The 19813-nt window shown below is 46.0% G+C and carries 26 protein-coding genes; 5 read left to right on the top strand and 21 right to left on the bottom strand.

The genetic code is table 11. The annotated features are described in order from the left end of the window. Positions 1–59 precede the first annotated feature (59 nt). The 4 genes from A0G03_RS04610 to A0G03_RS04595 are packed head-to-tail and all read right to left on the bottom strand — an operon-like array spanning position 60 to position 5172. Positions 60–1766, bottom strand: coding sequence for a dipeptide ABC transporter ATP-binding protein (locus A0G03_RS04610; RefSeq protein ID WP_048258478.1), 1707 nt, complete (start codon positions 1764–1766; stop codon positions 60–62). Then, positions 1763–2629, bottom strand: a complete 867-nt coding sequence (locus A0G03_RS04605) for an ABC transporter permease (RefSeq protein WP_048258479.1) — start codon at positions 2627–2629, stop codon at positions 1763–1765. Before A0G03_RS04605 ends, A0G03_RS04610 begins: the two co-directional genes overlap by 4 nt. Further along, complete coding sequence (locus A0G03_RS04600; protein WP_048258480.1) at positions 2622–3581, bottom strand: ABC transporter permease; 960 nt, start codon at positions 3579–3581, stop codon at positions 2622–2624. The genes A0G03_RS04605 and A0G03_RS04600 overlap by 8 nt, the downstream gene beginning before the upstream one ends. After that, entirely contained in the window at positions 3559–5172 is a 1614-nt protein-coding gene (locus tag A0G03_RS04595) for an ABC transporter substrate-binding protein (RefSeq protein WP_048258481.1), read from the bottom strand. The genes A0G03_RS04600 and A0G03_RS04595 overlap by 23 nt, the downstream gene beginning before the upstream one ends. 623 nt (positions 5173–5795) lie before the next feature. On the opposite strand from A0G03_RS04595, the gene A0G03_RS04590 reads away from it, so the two are divergent. After that, the gene (locus A0G03_RS04590) at positions 5796–6410 is read left to right on the top strand and encodes a YagU family protein (protein ID WP_048258482.1); all 615 of its coding nucleotides are present in this window, start codon (positions 5796–5798) and stop codon (positions 6408–6410) included. A gap of 243 nt (positions 6411–6653) precedes the next feature. Here A0G03_RS04590 and A0G03_RS04585 read toward each other — a convergent pair whose 3' ends face one another. The 4 genes from A0G03_RS04585 to A0G03_RS04570 form a co-directional block, all read right to left on the bottom strand. Continuing rightward, positions 6654–7001 carry an immunity protein Imm33 domain-containing protein gene (locus A0G03_RS04585; RefSeq protein ID WP_048258483.1) on the bottom strand — a complete coding sequence of 116 codons (348 nt, stop codon included), beginning with the start codon at positions 6999–7001 and terminating at the stop codon, positions 6654–6656. 81 nt (positions 7002–7082) lie between these two features. Continuing rightward, a complete protein-coding gene (locus A0G03_RS04580; protein WP_048258484.1) occupies positions 7083–7547 on the bottom strand; it encodes a DUF4265 domain-containing protein in 465 nt (154 codons plus the stop codon). Positions 7548–7664: 117 nt separating this feature from the next. After that, positions 7665–8051, bottom strand: a complete 387-nt coding sequence (locus tag A0G03_RS04575; RefSeq protein ID WP_048258485.1) for an Imm10 family immunity protein — start codon at positions 8049–8051, stop codon at positions 7665–7667. 38 nt (positions 8052–8089) lie between these two features. Further along, positions 8090–8485 (bottom strand): hypothetical protein, encoded by a 396-nt coding sequence (locus tag A0G03_RS04570; protein ID WP_048258486.1) that lies wholly within the window; start codon positions 8483–8485, stop codon positions 8090–8092. A 272-nt stretch (positions 8486–8757) separates the two neighbouring features. On the opposite strand from A0G03_RS04570, the gene A0G03_RS04565 reads away from it, so the two are divergent. Both A0G03_RS04565 and A0G03_RS04560 read left to right on the top strand, forming a co-directional pair. Beyond that, the gene (locus tag A0G03_RS04565; protein ID WP_131701678.1) at positions 8758–9414 is read left to right on the top strand and encodes a hypothetical protein; all 657 of its coding nucleotides are present in this window, start codon (positions 8758–8760) and stop codon (positions 9412–9414) included. A 39-nt stretch (positions 9415–9453) separates the two neighbouring features. Next, a complete protein-coding gene (locus tag A0G03_RS04560; RefSeq protein WP_048258488.1) occupies positions 9454–10050 on the top strand; it encodes a hypothetical protein in 597 nt (198 codons plus the stop codon). 93 nt (positions 10051–10143) lie between these two features. On the opposite strand, the gene A0G03_RS04555 is transcribed toward A0G03_RS04560, so the two are convergent. The 7 genes from A0G03_RS04555 to A0G03_RS04525 all read right to left on the bottom strand — a co-directional run bounded on the left by A0G03_RS04555 (position 10144) and on the right by A0G03_RS04525 (position 13877). After that, positions 10144–10662 (bottom strand): Imm21 family immunity protein, encoded by a 519-nt coding sequence (locus A0G03_RS04555; protein WP_157860047.1) that lies wholly within the window; start codon positions 10660–10662, stop codon positions 10144–10146. A 70-nt stretch (positions 10663–10732) separates the two neighbouring features. Continuing rightward, positions 10733–11059 (bottom strand): hypothetical protein, encoded by a 327-nt coding sequence (locus tag A0G03_RS04550; protein ID WP_048258489.1) that lies wholly within the window; start codon positions 11057–11059, stop codon positions 10733–10735. Positions 11060–11138: 79 nt separating this feature from the next. Further along, positions 11139–11549 carry a hypothetical protein gene (locus tag A0G03_RS04545; RefSeq protein ID WP_223250545.1) on the bottom strand — a complete coding sequence of 137 codons (411 nt, stop codon included), beginning with the start codon at positions 11547–11549 and terminating at the stop codon, positions 11139–11141. Positions 11550–11638: 89 nt separating this feature from the next. After that, positions 11639–12076 carry an SMI1/KNR4 family protein gene (locus A0G03_RS04540; RefSeq protein WP_053075282.1) on the bottom strand — a complete coding sequence of 146 codons (438 nt, stop codon included), beginning with the start codon at positions 12074–12076 and terminating at the stop codon, positions 11639–11641. Positions 12077–12127: 51 nt separating this feature from the next. Beyond that, positions 12128–12721, bottom strand: a complete 594-nt coding sequence (locus tag A0G03_RS21900; protein ID WP_189315185.1) for a DUF1963 domain-containing protein — start codon at positions 12719–12721, stop codon at positions 12128–12130. 43 nt (positions 12722–12764) lie between these two features. Next, a complete protein-coding gene (locus A0G03_RS04530; protein WP_048258491.1) occupies positions 12765–13220 on the bottom strand; it encodes a hypothetical protein in 456 nt (151 codons plus the stop codon). A 141-nt stretch (positions 13221–13361) separates the two neighbouring features. Next, positions 13362–13877, bottom strand: a complete 516-nt coding sequence (locus A0G03_RS04525) for a hypothetical protein (RefSeq protein ID WP_048258492.1) — start codon at positions 13875–13877, stop codon at positions 13362–13364. Positions 13878–14309: 432 nt separating this feature from the next. Here A0G03_RS04525 and A0G03_RS04520 point away from each other — a divergent pair, with 432 nt between their 5' ends. Both A0G03_RS04520 and A0G03_RS04515 read left to right on the top strand, forming a co-directional pair. Next, the gene (locus A0G03_RS04520; protein ID WP_039289774.1) at positions 14310–14816 is read left to right on the top strand and encodes a TIGR00645 family protein; all 507 of its coding nucleotides are present in this window, start codon (positions 14310–14312) and stop codon (positions 14814–14816) included. 94 nt (positions 14817–14910) lie between these two features. Further along, on the top strand, positions 14911–15948 hold the full coding sequence (locus tag A0G03_RS04515) for an NADP-dependent oxidoreductase (RefSeq protein WP_048258493.1): 1038 nt from the start codon (positions 14911–14913) through the stop codon (positions 15946–15948). Positions 15949–15998: 50 nt separating this feature from the next. On the opposite strand, the gene A0G03_RS04510 is transcribed toward A0G03_RS04515, so the two are convergent. From A0G03_RS04510 to A0G03_RS04485, 6 genes are all read right to left on the bottom strand, one after another. Continuing rightward, a complete protein-coding gene (locus tag A0G03_RS04510) occupies positions 15999–16301 on the bottom strand; it encodes a DUF2645 family protein (protein ID WP_048258494.1) in 303 nt (100 codons plus the stop codon). 43 nt (positions 16302–16344) lie between these two features. Further along, entirely contained in the window at positions 16345–16776 is a 432-nt protein-coding gene (locus A0G03_RS04505; RefSeq protein WP_048258495.1) for a hypothetical protein, read from the bottom strand. Between the two features lie 67 nt (positions 16777–16843). Then, on the bottom strand, positions 16844–17167 hold the full coding sequence (locus tag A0G03_RS04500; protein ID WP_223250546.1) for a DUF2645 family protein: 324 nt from the start codon (positions 17165–17167) through the stop codon (positions 16844–16846). 7 nt (positions 17168–17174) lie between these two features. Next, a complete protein-coding gene (locus A0G03_RS04495; protein ID WP_048258497.1) occupies positions 17175–17921 on the bottom strand; it encodes a hypothetical protein in 747 nt (248 codons plus the stop codon). Positions 17922–17927: 6 nt separating this feature from the next. Then, positions 17928–18407: an Hcp family type VI secretion system effector gene (locus A0G03_RS04490; RefSeq protein ID WP_039524420.1), complete on the bottom strand. Its 480-nt coding sequence runs from the start codon at positions 18405–18407 to the stop codon at positions 17928–17930. A gap of 533 nt (positions 18408–18940) precedes the next feature. Next, a complete protein-coding gene (locus A0G03_RS04485; protein ID WP_048258498.1) occupies positions 18941–19369 on the bottom strand; it encodes a hypothetical protein in 429 nt (142 codons plus the stop codon). Positions 19370–19813 lie beyond the last annotated feature (444 nt).

Below are 19813 nucleotides of genomic sequence, written 5' to 3'. Positions count from 1 at the left end.
GTACTTGTCATTGTACAATGATGTTGCGTTTTTAACCACTCAATCCTTCTTCGACAAAATTATTCCGCCACCGTCGAGAGCAGCAGTCGCGTATAAGGGTGCTGCGGCTGGTTGAAGATCTGTTCGACGGGTCCAGTTTCTACAATATCCCCGTCTTTCATCACCGCGATACGGTGGCTCATATGCTGCACGACACCCAAATCGTGCGAAATGAACAGCATCGTCAGCCCCAGTTGGCGCTGCAACGCGACCAGTAAATCCAGTACCTGCGCCTGTGTGGTGACATCCAGTGCCGATACTGGCTCGTCACAGATCAGAATGTCAGGATCTGAAGCCAGTGCCTGTGCGATAGAGACACGCTGACGTTGTCCGCCAGATAACGCGGTGGGACGTCGGCTCAGTAGGTCCGGTGTTAGCCCGACATACTCCAGCAGCGTCAGAATACGTAGCTGTTTCTCATCGTCGTTCAGATCGCGACGCAAGCGTAGCGGCTGGCGCAGAATCTGGGCAACGGTAAATTGTGGATCGAACGAACTGAGCGGATCCTGCGTGATCGTCTGAATGCGTGCGCGTAGCGGTCGGCGTTCGCGTTCCGTCAGCGCACTCCAGGCATTGCCCGAGAGTCGGACTTCGCCGCTGTCCGGCTTTTGTAGCGCCAGAATGACTTTTCCCAGCGTGGTTTTGCCCGAGCCAGATTCCCCGACGATACCCAGTGTTTCGCCCCGTTTGATCTGGAGAGAAACCTGATTGACTGCCTGCATCCGGCTGCCGTCTGGTCGCTTGAACGACACCGCAATCTGATCTGCCGTTAGAGCTATTGCGTTAGTGCTGTCGTGATTCGTTGCTAGAGACGAGGCTGATGGCGCAATGCCGTTCTGTAATGGATCGACACCAGCCAGCCACTTTCCACGCGTAGAAGCTGTTGGGATCGCCGCCAGTAGCTTGCGGGTGTAGGGATGTGTCGGCGCTGATAGTAGTTGTCGTGCCTCGCCGCCTTCGACCAACGAGCCTTGCTGCATGACGATAACGCGATCCGCGACGTCTGCGACAACGGCCAGATCGTGAGTGATCAGCAGAACGCCGTGCCCAGCCTGTGCCAATGCGGTGAAGACTTTCAGAACCTGCTTTTGCACCGTGGCATCCAGCGCCGTCGTAGGTTCATCGGCAATCAGCAACTGTGGACCGGCTGCCAACGCGGAAGCAATAAGCGCACGTTGGCGCAGTCCGCCAGACAGCTCGTGCGGATACTGGGCTGCTCGATTCTCCGGATCGGGAATACCTGCTTTTATCAGAAGTTCGGCGACGCGGGCGGGAATCTGCTCGCGGGGTAACAGGCGGTGAGTCAGAATCGGCTCGGCGACTTCCTGCCCGATCTTGCGCAGAGGGTCGAGAGACACCAGCGCATCCTGCAAAACAAAACCGATTTCACGGCCGCGAATTGCTCGCCAGTCGCGATCGGTCAGATAGCGTAAATCACACAGGCTGCCGTCATGGCGCGTGAGCTCAATCGCATTTGCCTGTACGTCAACGTTTTCACCTGATAAGCCAACTAGCGTACGTGCGGTGACGGATTTTCCTGAACCAGACTCGCCGACCAGCGCCAGAATTTCGCCAGCATTCACCTGAAAAGAGAGGTTTTTAACCGAACGAATGGGACCGAAAGGACTCGGGAACGTGACGCTCAGGCCATCTACGCGCAGCAGCGGCGTTTTCGTCGGTGCCTCTGAAGAGAAATGAGAGGTGTGAGGGAGTGGGTTCAGGCTCATCGTGCCTCTCCTTTGGCCAAAATAGCCTGTAAACGACGCCCCAGCAGCGTAATGGAAATCACCGACAGCGCGACGACGCTGGCGGGTAGCAGGCTGACCCACGGCGCGATATCAAGGAAGTTACGTCCGTCGGCCAGTAGCGCGCCCCATTCGGCGGTCGGTGGAACGACGCCCAACCCCAGAAAGCTCAGTGCTGAAGCGGATAGCACCGCGTGGCCGACACCAATAGTGGCGACAATCAGCAGCGGGCGCAGCGTATTGGGGATGATATGGCGGAAAACGATATACAGCGGGTGTTCGCCCAGCGCAATCGCATGCTCAACATAGCCGGATAGCCTGACTTGCAGCACCTGAGAGCGGATCAAGCGCGCATAGCCAGCAATTCCCGCCAGACCGACGGCCAGCATGGTGTTTTCCGGACCGCGTCCTAGCACGGCGATGACCAGCAGCGCCAACAGCAGATCGGGAAACGCCAGCATGATGTCCAGCAAGCGTACCAGAAGCTGACGAATGCGCAGCGGTGCGAGCACCGACAGCGTGCCAAACAGCACGCCGCCGAAGCAGGCGATTAGCATCGCGCCGACGCCAATCCCCAGCGACAGCGATGTGCCGTGAACGATGCGGGAAAAAATGTCGCGCCCGAGTTGATCGGTGCCGAACCAATAAGTGGAGTTTGGCGACTGAAATACCGCGCCCATATCCATTTCATCTGCGGTGCGACTGGTAAACAGCGACGGAAAAAAGACCGCCAGCGCTAGCAGGAAAACAATAGCGGCAGGCAGCAGCGTCGCCGTACTCAGCCACGGACTGCGATAGGTTTTTCTTGATGGCGTCTGCGTGAAGGGCATCGGTTCACTACTCATGGGCGCTCGCCTTCTTGCGTAAGCGGGGATCGATGAGGAGGTACAGCGCATCCACCAGCAGATTGATGACGACGAACAGGAAGGCGGACAGCATCACGACGCCCAGCACCAGCGGCATGTCGCGGTTTTCAATCGCGCTCAGTGTGACTTGCCCAATACCGGCGCGACCAAATACCGTTTCGGTAAGTACGGAGCCACCGAGTACGCTTGCCAGCAATGTGCCGGTCAGCGTTGACGCTGCCAGCGCCGCGTGGCGCAAACCATGACGGAATCGTAGTCGGATTTCGCTGACGCCGCGCGTACGCACCGTTAACGAGAATGGCTGGGAGAGCGCATCTTCCAGACCGTCGCGCAGCACCTGACTCAGAATGGCGGCAATCGGCAAACCGAGGGTGATAACGGGTAACACCAGCGACATAAAGCCGTCGTTGCCCGTGACCGGAAACCATTGCAGGCGAAAACTGAACAGGCTCAACAGCACGATACCAATCCAGTAGACCGGTGTGCTGAGCAGCGTCAGTTCCAACCACGATACGGCGGTACGCAGCGGCCCATAGCGGCCTGCGGTGAGTAATGCGCTGGTAATGGCGAGGAACAAAGCCAGTATCAGGCCACCGATCGCCAGCGGCAGGGTTTCATGCATGGCATCGCTAATCACGCCGCCGACCGGCAGACGGTAGAGATAACTGACGCCAAAATCGCCCTGTAGCGCTTGCCCGCAGTAACGTAAATATTGCACCCACAGCGGCTGATCGAGCCCAAATTGCTTGATGAGTACCGCGCGATAGGCTGCATCCACCACGTTATCGCCGCCGCTGAGAATAGCGACCGGATCGCCGGGGATCAGTTTGACGGCAATAAACGTCAATGTGGCTGCGCCCCAGAGCACAGCCAGAATGGTGAGTAGACGTTTGCCTAACGCGTACAGGTTAACGTTTAATCCAGACATCATAGAAGTTCGGTTTTGCGTTGGTCGCCCAGCTTATGCCCTGTACCTGTTTGGACAGGCCGAGTTGGTAGGCTGGAACGTACAGAGGAACCACATACGCCTGATCGATGACTTCGCGCTGTATCTCGGTGTAGAGCTGTTTACGTTCCGCTTCGCCCGCGCCAATCGCTTTCCTCAGTTTGTCGTCCAGCACGCTGATACGCGTAAAGCCGTTACCGTTCGGTGGCGCATAGGCTGAATCGAACACGGTACGCAGAATATCGGGCTCTGCACGCACGAAGAAGTTAGACGCGATGTCGTATTCGTTAGCGTTGGTGCGCGTGGTGAATTCACCCGCATCGACCGGCGTTAACTGGACGTCAAAGCCTGCCTGTTTCACCTGGAATTGCACGGCCTGGAACAATGCGACGTCAGCGGCTTCCACATTGGTGGTGGCATAAACGAAGCTGACGCTCAGACGTTTGCCATCTTTGGTGCGGTAGCCCGCGCTGTCTTTCTGTTTCCAGCCTGCGTTATCCAGCAGTTCGTTAGCCTTTTTCACATCGAAGCCCCAGCGTGACGCGACGCTCGGATCGTAGTACAGCGTGGCTGGGCCGAGGACGTTATCAGCGGCTTTCAGCGTACCGAAGAAGGCGACTTTTACCGCTGCGTTGGTATCTACTGCGCTCTGGAATGCTTTACGCACCGCGACATCCTGGAATGGGCCTTTGGTGGTGTTGAGATAGAGTACGCGGTTAACACCCGGGTTCTCATAGGTAATGACTTCCAGTTTCGGATTGCGCTTCACCGTTGGGAAATTGGCGGGTGGCACGGCGTCAATCGCCTGAATCTGGCCGCTGCTCAGTGCGCCAAGGCGAACCGACGCTTCCGGCAGATATTTGAACACCAGACCATCGAGATAGGCTGGGCCGGTATGTTTGGCATAGCCTGGTCCCCAGTTGTAATCAGGACGTTTCGTCAGCTTACTGCCGCTGCCTTTGACAAAGGAATCAAGAATAAACGGCCCAGAACCCACCACGGTATTGCTGGTGTTTGGCGTGTTCTTCAGGTAAGTCGGCGATTGAATGCCCAGATATGGCAGGCTCAGACCCTGTAACAGCGGCGCAAACGCCGAGCTGTAGTGGATAACCACCGTATAGGCATCCGGCGTTGATATCTTGTCGATAGGGCCTAACAGTGATTTGGCATAGCTGGAGGTCGTTTTCGGATCGAGAATACGCTCAATGTTGTATTTCACCGCTTCTGCATCTAGCTTGGTGCCGTCGCTAAACGTGACATCTTTACGCAGATGGAAGGTGTATTCGGTGTTGTCATCGTTAATTTTCCAGCTTTCCGCCAGCCAAGGCGTAAAGCGGTTATCTTCTGCTTGTCCTACCAGTGAATCCACCACGTTGCGGGAAATCAGTGCCGTTACGCCATAGGCCGTAATGTGCGGGTCAATAATCGGCGTATCGCTACCCAGCCCTACATTTAGAATACCGCCAGAGACTGGTTTTTCACCGCTTTGTGCGGCGTAAGCACCGGGATTGAGTGCGAAAAGCAACGAAAGTAATCCTGCGGCGAGGGTCGTAACTTGCTGGTGATTTTTTTCCATTCCCTGTGTCCTTTACGATGACATGAGGCCATACACGGCGGTCTTTTCGCTACTCTAGAGGGCGGCCTTATGCATGTAAAAGAATAAAAATGGATTTTCAATTCCATAAAAATATATATATGCGAAGGGCGGTTAGTCGTTTCTAGAAAACCTGTCCCAGAAAGGGGGTGTCGATGACTACAGCGGAATCTGAGTCAAAAAGCGTGGTCAAATATTTCCGATTTATGGCGGCGTAGTCTGGCAGTTATGTCAGCAGTATGGGACGGCATGGGAAAATGGCGGCATTATTCTGGCGTGAGGAGTACGAGTTACTGAAGTGTTATGGTTTCACAAAAAAATAACCAAACTATTTTGTATCGGCTATTTATTGGTGAATTATTATTCATTTCTCTCGGAATAAATATACATTTTGTATACTTTATCGAATCTGGTTTTTCAATTATTGAATAAACATTTCACAAAAAATCAACTCATAATTTCTTCTGGTCATTTTATAAAATTTAAAACTGTATTTCTAATAACAAAATAACCTAGAGAGGTTGTTCGATATGTCAATTAACATCTTTCTAAGAGCATAATACCTATGTAAGAATATAACCTTTAATGGTTAGATTGGTAAAAAAATGAACTTCTTTGAACAAACCCCTCCATCTCGGAGACGCTATGGACTGGCTGCTTTTATTGGTTTGATTGCAGGTATTGTTTCCTCTTTTGTAAAATGGGGGGCAGAAAATCCGCTTCCTCCACGTAGCCCTACCGATATGTTTAGTAGTGCTTGTGTACCTGAATCACTGATTAGAGCGGCTGATCAAATTGATTGCTCTCGTAATTTTCTTAACCCTCCCTACATCTTTTTACGCGATTGGCTAGGCGTTGTTGATCCTAATGCGGCTGTTTATACTTTTGCCGGCCACGTATTCAATTGGGTTGGCGTAACTCATATTATTTTCTCTATTGTTTTTGCTTTAGGTTATTGCATTGTTGCAGAAGTATTTCCTAAAATAAAATTATGGCAAGGGCTGTTGGCTGGTGCGCTGGCTCAACTGTTTGTCCATATGATTTCATTCCCATTGATGGGTTTGACTCCTTCTCTGTTCGTTCTCCCGATGTATGAACATGTATCAGAGATTGTGGGTCACCTGATTTGGTTCTGGTCTATTGAGATTATTCGTCGTGATTTACGTAACCGTATGACCCACGAACCCGATCCTGAAATTCCGCTGAATGCTTCACGATAAGTCGTGATTTTATTTTAGAGATATAAAATATTGCGATGCTTATTATTTCTGTGTCACAGTAAAAATAAGTTCGCAGTAGAAATTGTATTCCAAAATGCCTTGAGATTTTCTCAGGGCGTTTTGATTTTCTGGTCATGAAATAGCCTGGTTTTATTCACTAACAATGGCGACTCGCCCTGTACGGCTTACGTGATGGGAAAGGTATTCGACGGGGAAATGATGGATTCAGACAGCAAATGTCATCTATTCAGCCTCTTCCTGCCAAACATCCTCATATCCAGCTCGATCGATGATGAATTTCGTTCCTTCGGGTAGAAATAGGTACCGTACGACTTCAGGCAATGTTTCTTCCAGATGACTCGTGTGCAAGGCTTGATAAAAGCCGCTCTCTGCTGAATACTCGCCACAATGGATAAACCAGCTTATCGTGCCATTTTCCGGTAATGCGATCCGGGTTCCGTAAATGGGCGAGCGCGGTAAGGTATCTAAAGCAATCGCGACCATTTCCTCTGGGGGATGCAGCGGCAATTGATACTTATCGCAGGTTTGTTTTTGTAGCGCGCTGGGCAGGGTTTGATCCGCTTTTTGCATGGTTAAATTCGCTGTGGTTTTTGAGGCATTCCGAAACTCCCGAAATGCGTTATTTCACTTGAGGGACGGGCTGAATCGTATTTAGCTATCTAGCCACCAATGTAAAAGCGTTTCGTCTTCATCGTCGTCAATGTTCTTATAAATATTCGCAAAGTACCATTCGATGCCTGTTTTTTCGCGAAAGGCGTCGAAAACATCTGCAATCTTATCCATCCCATTTCTTGCTGGAACGGCCAACGTTAAATTTCCCTCAAATCTGCCGTCTAATGTTCCGTTCAACTGGCTAACCACATCATTCTCTAAACAGGTGATGTTTTCAGGGGAGAGCTCATCGGCATAAATATGAATGCAAAAATTGCCGCCTCTTTTCAGCACTTCCGGATGCGCATGCTTGTCTTTAATTCGGAAGATATCCTCGCGAGCCAAATTTAGCGCCAGACCGGGAGAAGACAACAATTCGTAAGTATCCTTCTCGATTTCCCGGACGTGTAGCTGTTCAAACACGGGTCCATCATCATTATTTGCTACGTAGATATGAACTAACATAGGTGGGTATTACCAATATTTGAGTCAGTGACATAAATTTATGCCTCGATGTTAGCCCAAAAATACGTTTTCGTATCTTGTTTCCCATGAGACTGTTTTTTGTGCAGTCGACTGCGGTTATGACTGCGAGACGCTTGTTGGTGTGTCGATAAAGATTTGCCGAAGCGATGCTTCAATTTCGTCAACGCTCCCCAACTCAGGTGCGATTTCTATCTCAATCGTTTTTATCGTTTTGCACCAGTTTGTGGTGCCTGAGCACGTAAAAATGATTTTGTTTGTCGCGATCACAACATCATCAATCCCGCTATATCCAGCCATGCCTGGATTGCCGATCTCAACATAATAAGTATCTTGATCCAGCGCTTCGTCTTGTTCGTCAGGTTCTTCCGCCCGCTGCAAAATCAGAAAATGCTGTGGGTTATCTTCATTGTCTGCAAATCCAACGGTTAAAACCGCCTCTTCAGTGGACGAATCATAGTAGGCTGCCGAAAATTTAACACTCATGACGTTCTCCTGATGTTTTACCCGTGAAAATTAGCCATTTATCTTTCATTAACGTTATATCTGGCGATCCTGATGACGCCTTCGTCTGTATCTGCCAGCAATCTCTCAAGAATGTCAGCAGGTGCTTTCCTGTTAGCAGCAATGGCCACCCGCACTGTACGATTTGCATCACGAGAGAGACGATCGAACAAGGCATAGGACAATTTTCGTTTACTCGCGACACATGCCCTCGTCATTTCATCAAACGCACACAATGCTTCGAGGATCTCCAACGGCACCGTCTTATTATGTGCGACCCACCTTCCGTAGCTTGGATATTTCTTCAGAACGTCGAGCCAGACATCAAGTGGGGCCTCTTCCATGGCCGATCTATCATATTCACTTTTTATGTCGCTACTGCGTAAGGCAATAAACTCTTCGGCAGATTCGATCATTTTTCAGCCTTACCTCTTGGTGTTTGACTTTATATTTCTCGTCATGCTGCCCGTATGTTTGGGAACTCACGATTTTCTTATTTCAACGGTATTTCACCCAGAAATGAGCGAATACAGCAGCAGTTGGAACTTACCATGCAGGGCTGCATCTTTACAGCCGCCGACGCGATGAAAACATTTTCTGGCAAAATCTGTGGCAATATCGATGCAAAATGGAAAACGATGGATAGAAAAAATGGTGAATAGGGTTACTCATGACAGAGACTAAGCTGTTGCTTGATATTCCAATCGTGAAGTCGACGCTTGACGATCTCAGAAAACAATTTCAGGCATTTGATACAACCGATTCGTACCCTGTTTATCTGGCGTGTTGTGATTCGGTCGATGAATGGAAATTTTCTGACGGCGATTATTTTGGACATTTACCGTACAGCGATGAGCGTATGGGTTTTTCGTCACCCCGACTGATGAAAAGGAAATATGCCAATCTAGATGAAGCGCGTTGGCTGGGGAAATATTGCTCTGGTTTCTCTGGTGGCCATCATGTTATTACGGTTTCTCCTGGGCAGAAGGGCGTTCAAGCCATTCAGGCAACCCTATATAACCGTACTGGCGATGCTTTAGACATTGCGACGTTGGGTTTTAAGGGAATGGCTCGTTCAGCGTGTGGTGAATCGAAATTGCTCGGCTTGGGGAGAATGCTGCAATTAGAGGATCACGCGGTAGTTTATGTGGGCGTAGGGATTCGAGAGGCTTTTGCCGTATTTCTTTACCAATATTCCTCTGCTGGCCGCGTGCTGTCTGGCCGAGCCTTTTCCAAAGGGTGGCCCGGTGAAGATGAATGGTTCTGTCACTACGATAATGATGGGCAACTGGTTGAAATAACCTCAGGGAATGCATCCGTTTGGCGCAAGAAATCAGCCAGTTAAACGGCCTGCTGCTATCAATCATTCACACGAGAAATATCTATGTACGATGAACTGATTTTTGCCCATGAGCCTCATACCTCTCATGATGCCTATGTCGGCGGCGGGGCTTATTTACCCAGTGAAATATCCTGGCCATGTTCTGCTGATGGAGTGCCGCTTACTCATCTGGCAGCTTTTCCCAGAGAGTGGTTTTCACCGTCACTTGCTGCTAAGCCCTATTGGGTTTCTATATTTATACCTTATTTGACGGGGGAGGTTTTGCATTACCGGAGACTTCGTGCGATTCATGGTAATTCTGAGGCTATTGTCGTGGGTTATATTCGTTCTGAAGACGAAAGAAACGAAGCCGCTAATCAAATTCTCGATCGTGGAAGCATTCGGCTTTCAAGAAGTACTGAATCCGATGATGAAGAAAATTTAGCCTCTAAATTGGATGGCATTGATGCCTGGCTGCAAGGGCCTATCGCATCAAATATAGGGCAGAGACGAATGTCCATTTATGGGGGAGATTTAGATGTTGCGTTACCCCGTCATAAAGGAATACTGTCAGATGGCATGGGCTATCTCTTTTTAGATGATAACTTCGCAAATAACACAACAAATGAATGCGGCCGGTTTTTTCTGCAACTTGGCTAACAGCCAGCAGGCGGATAATTTTGGTGCGTTTCTGACGATGTCAGAGCGGATTGAGTAATGTGTTGAGGTGAACATTGTATGAAAGAACGCTCTCTATTTTTTTACCTGTAGGGTGTGAATCAACAGAGACATATCGGGAGTGGGGGAAACGATTAAGGTCCTAACTTCATTGAGCAGAGAATTGGCTTTGAATGATATTGCCTCTTTGTGGGCATATGTATTTGCCGCATCAAAAATTACAAGGTTGGTATTGGCCCACTCAATATCGAATTTTTCCTCATATGAGGCCAAACTAAAATCAAACGCATTAATTGCTCTTTGAACGTCAGTTTCACTTTCAGCCCATTTCCACCTGACAATCAATATCAAATTGTCCGCTGTTGCGACTGCCGCCTGCAAAGGTTCATCCCCAAGAATCAATACGTTTGAGTCGTGCATACGCCGCTTTTCTGCATAATCGATGGTCTGGCAGCAAAGATCATAATCCGCATGTGGGCCGAGGCTACCTGTCCACCGTTTGGCGGTATTCTCATCCATGATAACCAGAGGGCCGCCAGAGCTTGATAGCCACTTTGAGAAATTTAACCTATTCATACTCTTAGCTTTTGTCACGTTATTCTCAGTTTGTATTTGCCAGAAAGTAGAACGGTGAGTCGTATAGGGAAATAACCGATATCGGTCACTAACGGTTATGTAGACGAAAAGCCTCGTTGAGTTCAACTTCACTCTCCGCATCCCCATCTTCAAAGCATTTGAAAGATTTCTCGCCTAGTGTCTCCTGCACGAGCGCGTACAGATAGACAGATTTAACGTTAACCTGTAGCCACAGCGAGCCATCGTCTTCATCGATCAGGCGGATGTCATAATCAGCGCGATTGTTTAGGGATTTGTCTTTCAAATAGACATCACCGTTTTCGGCATGAATACAGGCCTCACTGCGTTTAATCGTACTCATGGCATGTTGAACAGTCGAGGCATCATCAAATACTAATTTGTACTCATAGCTCATGTTCTGAGTGTCCGCTGTTAGGTTTCACTATCTTCATCAGAACCCTGTCTCAATATTCTTGCTATTCTGGATACGACATTTATTTTACGTAAACCTCAGGCAGGTCGATATTATTTTGGGAAAGAATCATGGCTATTTTTCCTACAAATTCAACCGGAAGCGCCGTTGGTACCCCATACATATCGACTATGCCGACCTCAACGGCAGCATCAACAAGATAGGTGAATTCTTCAATATCTTGAGGTGCAATGGATAGGGCAAGATCTCGCGGCATATCATCTCCGCGCCCATTTAGCGGCAGCAATGCCCCTTTTCTTTCCCATTCAACCAGGTTGCCACTCTCAGGATAACAATTAAGATGCGCTAGCAACGCGTCGATCGAGGGATGTCGAATCAATTTTGCATCGCAATAGGCCTGTAAACAGGCAGAGGCGTAGCGTTGCAAATCTCTTGGGGAAAGCCTGTGCAGTGCGGTAAAAACGTCTGACATCCTCATGTTCCTCAATGCGTTCCCACAAGACCCAAGTTAAAGGCTAGATAAATTGTAAACTAACGGGGTGGGACTAATCTTGAGGGGAGTTACAGTTCATCACCGACTATCTGCCCTGAAATGGCTAAGTTGAGTGCAGATGTGAATGTCGATGCAATGCTCTTCATCTTTCTTGGGTCAAGATCGCCAATATTCACACTTGCAAATGTTGGCGTGTCTGTGAATCGATAATCTAATAAAAAACAAATGGATCCACCATCTGAGCCAATCGCGAGGACCCTATCGCCTAAATAATGGTTAATTTTATAATCCTGATTTAATTTCACTATCTGTGTTGACGGCCATATCGATAAATAAACATGCGAAAGTCTCCCTTCTCCGCCATCCGACCATTTCATAAACTCTCTATAATCAGGCGGAAAAATCAGTGCCGTACTGCTTTCGATAGTCTCCCACTCGGTGTCAGATGCAGGCACATGGCAATGCCAATGTGGCGTAATGGAAAGGATGCACTGTGCGATGTTCATTTATTATCCATAGAATCGTTAACCCAACGCTGCATTGATCAATGCACGGTTTTATGATGTTTGAATGATCCATTTCCCGGCTTGAAGATCTTCGCCATTAATCCCTTTCTTCAACAGCAAATATCCCATACCACCGGCAAGAATGCCTTTATGGCTGGGCGCTGCTTTATTTAGGCGAGAATGGTTAATTTGCAGGGTATAGCTCAGATCCTCATGACTTTCTTCGTCCTGAATCCATGCTGGAATACCCGCGATCTTGGCAATACCATTTTCATCGTTGTCGTCATTCGGGTTTTGCAATAGGGTTATTCGCCGCGATGGAATGATCGGGTTGCCATAGGCCTCTAACGGCTGGTTAGTGGGGATATAAGCTAACACTTTTCCTCCCTCATTCATTGCCTTCTCAATATAGCCATCAGATAACAGTGAATAGGGCGTGAAGACGGAAACCACAAGCCTATCGTCCAATTCCATGTCTGGAATATGCTGATTAATGAATGTTGATGGAAAACTGGCAAGGTGGAGTAAGTCTGAGCCGCTTGAGTCCGTCGGCCAGGTTATCGATGCTGGTAAAAAGGGACTGCCACCAAGATAGGGATGGTCCTTGTCAGGATTGCCTTCTACAAAAACCAGTTCATTGAACATCGTTATTCCTTCGCCTTCCCAATTGTATTAACCAGCGAGACTCTCATCGATCGAGATGATCATCGATATAGCTAGTGAGTTCTGGATATTCATCCAAAAACTCATCGCTGCGAATGAAGTCGTCGAATGATTTATGTTTTTTGGCCGCTAAAACGATGGCATTGATCTTTTCATCATTTTCCGAATTCACCATTCGCCCGATTAATATTAACGGCCATTCCTTGTCGCTTGCCTGATTCTTTATTTTGGCAAAATTGGTGGCAAGTCTTTCTGCATAAAGGGTGGCATCCGCATGATCGAGAACAACCAGTACTCGCTCCTGAATACCATAATCATCATCATCGCAAAATGTGTCTAACAACACATCTATCGTTTTTGCATCAAGCTTACCAATGACGCCTTTTACCAACGTTGAAAATTGGCGGGCATCTTCGGCATTCTCATATCTGTCCAAAGAAAGCAGCTCGTCTCGCCACGCTTCAAACGCATTACCATTCATATTTTTTCCTATAGCAATCCTATTCCATCAATCCAACCAGCCATCTTTGCTTTTATTAGATCAAGGGATTTGATATCGCCAACCACGACAAACTCGTGCTTATGTTCTTTATCATTGAAACATGTCATTTGGGGGAAATTCTCATCGAAATGCTACCACGTCGTCCCATTGAACGATGCTTTCAGCGAAAGTCCGGTCTGCTTGCTGAGCCGTAAGCTCTCCCGTATACAGTGGATCGCGTTTTATTTTTTCCTCATCGTCATCACTCAATATTGTCGCTTTTCCTTCCTTCTCGTTGAGTAAAAAGCGTTGAGTCGCCATGTAATCATAGGCGTCAATAATCGATGATTCTGCTGCCGTTAAGCTTGCAGTACCTTCAGAGAAAAACATGAGGAAGTCTGAAAAAGCGTAGAGATACAGATTTTTTAAAATCTCGTCACTGTTCGCATCCTGTTCATCTACCACGGCTGTGTCTATAGCCTCAAGCGCCGGGTTGGTATTTATATTTTTCGCATCTGATACAAGGTAGTCCCAAAGATCATCCGTAAGTAAAACAACCTCTTTCGGTAAAATAATACTCATCGATTGAAGTAAGTTACCGAACCGAACGAATGCTTTTAAGAGTACGAAGAAAGCGATTTTTTCTGGATTCCCCATTACTCATCCTTCTTGTCTTGGGTGTTTAGTCGATGAGGCCGGATTCACGCCATCATGAATAATGACGTATTCAGAAAGGCAGAATATAAGGAAAGATACGAAAATATCAATGCGTTAGCGTATTTTTCAGCCTGTGTTTTGAGGTTATTGTTATCGCGTTCGATGATTGTCTGGTAGCACCGAACACGATGATGAAACGCCTATGCGGTGGTGGGCATGGCTTAGCGGCGCACTTCCAGATGCGTGCCGTGGGCGAGAAAGAAACGGCATCGATTTAAAGGTTGATACAGGCAGGATCACAAAACGCGGCACTCACCGTTGACGATGCGATAGTGCATTCCGTAAAGGGTGCATTCTGTTCAAGAATTGATTAACACCACAGCAGGACTTTTCGCTATTATTTCCCTCTTTTCCTCCTGCATATAGTGAGTTATGGAACGTTTTATTGAGAATCTGATGTACTCATCGCGCTGGCTGCTTGCCCCTGTTTATCTTGGGCTATCGCTGGGCTTACTGGCGCTGGCGATTAAGTTTTTCCAGGAAGTGTTCCACGTCCTGCCCAATATCTTTGATATGGCAGAGGCAGATTTGGTGCTGGTGTTGCTATCACTGATCGATATGACGCTGGTTGGCGGGCTGCTAGTGATGGTCATGCTATCCGGCTACGAAAACTTTGTGTCGGCATTAGATATCACCGATGGCAGAGAAAAGTTGAACTGGCTCGGTAAGATGGACTCAGGCTCGCTAAAAAATAAAGTGGCTGCCTCGATTGTTGCTATCTCGTCGATCCATCTGCTGCGCGTGTTCATGGATGCTCGTAATATCCCGGATAACAAGCTGATGTGGTATGTGATTATCCATTTGACGTTTGTGCTGTCTGCGCTCGTCATGGGGTATCTGGATCGCATGTCGCGTTACGAAAAAAGCAAAACGGCATAATCAACGCCGCACGGTTTGCGTAGCCAGAAGAAAGAACAGATCCTATTGTTAACGAAGTGATTTTATCAACGCGCTTTGTCTAATGGAGGATATTATGCCGCAAACCGATCGCATTAACCGCCGTGTGGTTTTGGCTCAACGCCCGCACGGCGCGCCGACACAAGATAATTTTCATCTGGAACAACAGGCTGTTCCATCAATCAATACGGGGCAAGTGTTGCTGCGCACCGTGTTTCTTTCCCTCGATCCCTACATGCGTGGCCGCATGAGTGACGCGCCTTCTTATGCCAAACCGGTCGAACTGAATGACGTGATGGTCGGTGGAACTATCAGCCGCGTGGTTGAATCAAAACACCCGGATTATCAGACGTGCGATTGGGTACTGTCTTACAGCGGCTGGCAGGACTATGCGGTATCTGACGGTAAAGGCTTAACCAATCTGGGGCAGTCGCCCACCAATCCTTCCTATGCGCTGGGCGTACTGGGCATGCCGGGCTTTACTGCGTATATGGGGCTGACGGATATCGGCCAGCCGAAAGCCGGTGAAACGCTGGTGGTAGCCGCCGCTACGGGGCCTGTCGGCGCGACGGTCGGCCAGGTCGGGAAACTGAAAGGTTGTCGGGTTGTCGGTGTGGCTGGTGGGGCGGAGAAGTGTCGCTACGCGGTTGAGGTTCTTGGGTTTGATGTGTGCCTCGACCACCGAGCGGATGATTTTGCCGAACAGCTGAAACAGGCCTGTCCGCAGGGCATCGATATCTACTTTGAAAACGTCGGTGGGAAAGTCTTTGACGCGGTATTACCGCTGCTGAATACCTCGGCGCGTATTCCGGTGTGCGGATTAGTCTCTGGCTACAATGCCACTGGGTTGCCCGATGGCCCAGACCGCTTATCGCTGCTCGCGGGGACTATCCTGAAGAAGCGTATTCGCATGCAGGGGTTCATCATTTTTGATGATTATGGTCATCGCTTTGATGAATTCTGGAAAGAGGTTTCGCCGTGGGTCGCGCAAGGTAAGATCAAATATCGGGAAGAGATTGTCGACGGTCTGGAAAATGCCCCGGAAGCCTTTATCGGTCTATTACATGGTCGCAATTTCGGTAAGTTGGTGATCAGAATCGGGCCAGATGCGTAATACACTAGACTCGCCGCTGCGGCGGCGAGTTTTGCACTCGACAGAGTGTGTTACCAGTACGGGCAGATAGTAACGCGTGTATAGAAACTGCCTGAGTAATAGAGCAGAATGATAAGGTAAGTAATGATTTTTGGAGGAGTCCGCTTAACCAGCAGAAAAGGAATGGACAAAGGGATGATGATGAAATTTGAAAAACTATCAGCATAGCCTCTCGGGTTTTCACAAAAATTTTTAAGTGAGCTGTCACCAAATAGCCATTCATATTCGATTGTAGAAAATGCATGGATTAAAAAAAGACATAAGGCAGAATAAGAATAAAAATAGATGTTATAGATTTGATTTTTTTTAAACATGCTTTCAAATTCCTTTTTGAATCCTGATGAAAAATTAATATTACTATTTAATAAATGAGATATCAATCCTTCTGTTTTTATCATCTTGTATTAAATTAACCTCATCATGTCCTTTTATCCATACTTCAATTATATTTCCATAACTCCATGGGATGCTTTTGGATTTTTTAAATCCAAGTGTCTCTATGTATTTTACCAATTCAGTTTTACGCTCAGGAATTGGGTTATAAAAAACTACGCCATTGGTTAATCGCTGCGTGCCATCTGGTGAGTAATAGTAAAATTCGTAATTGTCAGAAATAACAGATATGTCTTTTACTTCATCTAGGGTTAAAGTATAATGTGTAAAATGATCATCTTTTTTGTAGTGGTAACTTCCTTCGTGGAATAATCCTGCGAAAATAACAAATATGCCAATTGAGATAAATAGTAAAAATATTGATTTTATTAAGTCACTGTATTTGAATTTCAACATGTCATTGTATTTTTTGTTTGTTATCCAATTCGTCAGTTTTATTAGTTTATAGTTTACTCAAAATAGACTAATTTGGACAAAGACTGATTCGTGTATAAAAACGGTATGAATGATACCCGAGGATGATAAGATAAGTAATGATTCTAGGCAGGCTTCTTTTAAAAATAAAAAAAGGGATAGATAAAGGAACAATAATGATACTGAAAAAACCATCAGCATCGGCTTCCGGCACTTCACAGAAATCTGCAACTGAGTCGCCATCTATCATCCATTCATATTCAGTGGTAGAAAAAGCATTGATTAAAAAAAGGCATAACGCAGAATAGGCATAAAAATAGACATGATAGAGGAATTTTTTTGCTCGTGACATTGATATTTTTCCTGGCTGCATGTTTATCCTACGGTCTTTGCATAACAGTCGTACTACTATAAAGTAATTTTGTTACTTTTTCGCGATGACTTAACATTCTTCTACCATATGATGTCCAGTCCCTTACATCTACCAAACTTTTTTCTGCATTTATCGAACGAATAAAATCACTGTGACTGCGTTCAATGCCTCTATTATAGCGTGAACCAGCAAGAATAAACTGCTCGTCTGTTAGGTTCAACGTGTCAGCACCAGGGTAGTCGTAATTGATTAACTCATAAAGATGGCGTGCGACCATAGTAAGGTTGAAATTATCTTTATTTAGGCAGATAGAAATATATGTTGCTTCTGCATTTTTCAACTCACTTGGGGTTTTTCCGAAAATCTCGGCTACTACTCTAATTTGCATTGCGATAATACCTATCGATGTTTTCTCAGGGCTGGACGTAGAGGTATCCATCTCTGTCCAACTATTGTAGGTATACTCTGCCTGCCTGTAAAATAAAACTGGATATTTAAGATAATCAACCATACCTCCGGCTTCGGAACGAGCAACCAAAGCAAGGAGCGTTGCTGGTATTTTATATTGTCGAGCAATATCTTTTATTTTCTCTTTATGGAAAATAATATAACTATCCTTGTATTTATTTAAATAATCATCACCGCCAAATGTTTTCCACCAAACGAAGTCAATAGGCGACCAACGCGGATAGTTCTTTCCCCAATCGGAAAAACTAAGGTCGCATTCGTTGATAATATCATTGAATTTATTCATGGTTTATCAGTACATATTTTCAGTTAATATGCTGTATCCCGATGTCCCTGCGATATTGTGCTGGCAGGTAATACTCTCATAACGCAGGCTTAGGGTTTCAAATGGCTGCATATCGTTATGCGTCAATGAGTTGGGATTCTGATTAGAGATATTGACAATAGAGGCATCCCTTAATGTAATTGTCATGTAGTTCTCTTGGGTCCCGCTGGCGGAGGTACGGTAATACCTCAATTCAACTTCCATTAGCTCATTGTTGGCGATGCTGGTTAGTAAGAGCGGTGTGGATTTATCAACGACTTTGGTCACAGAAAAGGGGTGATGATTGACGTGTCGATCTCTTGATAAGTCGTAATTCGTTGCATAAACAAAAATCTCATCTTCGTGACCAGAGATATGTTTATTTCCTACAGAATCGATACTTAAACACCCTTCAGAGATCAGACCCTGAATTTTTCCGGTAATCTTCATGAAAATAGAATTAGCCATTCGTGTAACTCCCTGTTAAAAATCCTTGTTGGGAAACTTATAACGTAAATCTTGATTGAACAAAAGAAGAACTCGACTATTTAATAAGAAATATGATTCCTATCAGAAAGATATCCTTTCCAAAATTCTATAATTGATTGTTTTTAATGGTAAGTCACCATATAGGATGAAATTTATTTATTAGCCTGATAATTATATTCAATGATAAGTTTATCATACCCAATAAACCTCAAGATGTAGATTTTGGCATCTGAAAGCGATCGTGAATTCTGGACATCAGTGAGACCGGCTATTTCTGGCGCTTGGTTGAGAAAGAAATTAATATTGTATTTCGAAACTCGCTCATGTTTTCAAAGTAGTGATTATTCCATGCATGTTCGTTCATCACTCTCCTTCAGCGCTGAAGGAATAGATTAATAAGATTTTTTATTAATGATAACGCCTTTTTGACTTATTTCTAAGCCAAGGACAGCTCAAACGCGAATGTACTCATTTTTTAATCCATTACGCCATTCACTCAATCATAGTATTAATTAACGTTGTTCCTTGGATAAATCCAACATTAGACATTCTATTTCTTTCATTGTTACTCTGTCTTGCTCTTTTGTTTTAATGATCTGAAAGTATTCATCGAATGATGGGTAATTACCTAAGGAGAAATCATCAACTAATGGGATGCCAGTACTGTTAACATAATCGAGCAACTTATCGTAAGCCTCATTAATGTTATCTAGATCGCATGAATATATCGTACTTATCTGAGGGTTTGCCTCATCACTCGGCCCATAAGAAAAGTAATACTTCTTTGACAGTCTCGGTGCGTCCCTGATTTCTTTATAGGTTAATGTATAGTACTTAAAAATGTCTTTTTCCGTATAAACGGTATCAGGAACGATGATAAGCCATCCCCAAAAGAACAGCAGGGAAGATAATAAAATGAAGATAGTTAAGATCGTTTTCATAAGATGAAAACAGCTTTCTCGAGACCAGAAATATGTTTATTCCCTACAGAATCGATACTTAAACACCCTTCAGAAATGAGTCCCTGAATTTTTCCCGTTATCTTCATAAAAATAGAATTAGCCATGCTTGTAACTCCCTGTTAAAAATCCTTGTTAGGTTGTTATAACGTAAATTTTTTTTGAAAAAAAGGATCACTCGAATATTTAATAAAAAATATGATTTATGTCAGAAAGATCTCCTTTCCAAAAATGTTTAATCGTTTGTTTTTAATGGTAAATATTGAGGGGGAGAAAAGCATATCACGCTAATTATATCTAAATTATAAAGTGCGTTATGTAAGTAAAAAATCATTAGTAGATTAAATAACAAGATAAGTGGTTAAGATTACTGATTGAATTAAAAAGGCGTCGTTATTGATAACTCGCCGCCTAAGCAGCGAGGTT

It is taken from the genome of Pectobacterium peruviense (genome assembly GCF_002847345.1).
GTDB classification, from domain to species: domain Bacteria; phylum Pseudomonadota; class Gammaproteobacteria; order Enterobacterales; family Enterobacteriaceae; genus Pectobacterium; species Pectobacterium peruviense.
Note: the sequence above shows the minus strand (reverse complement) of the source record. Positions and strands in the feature narration are given on the sequence as shown.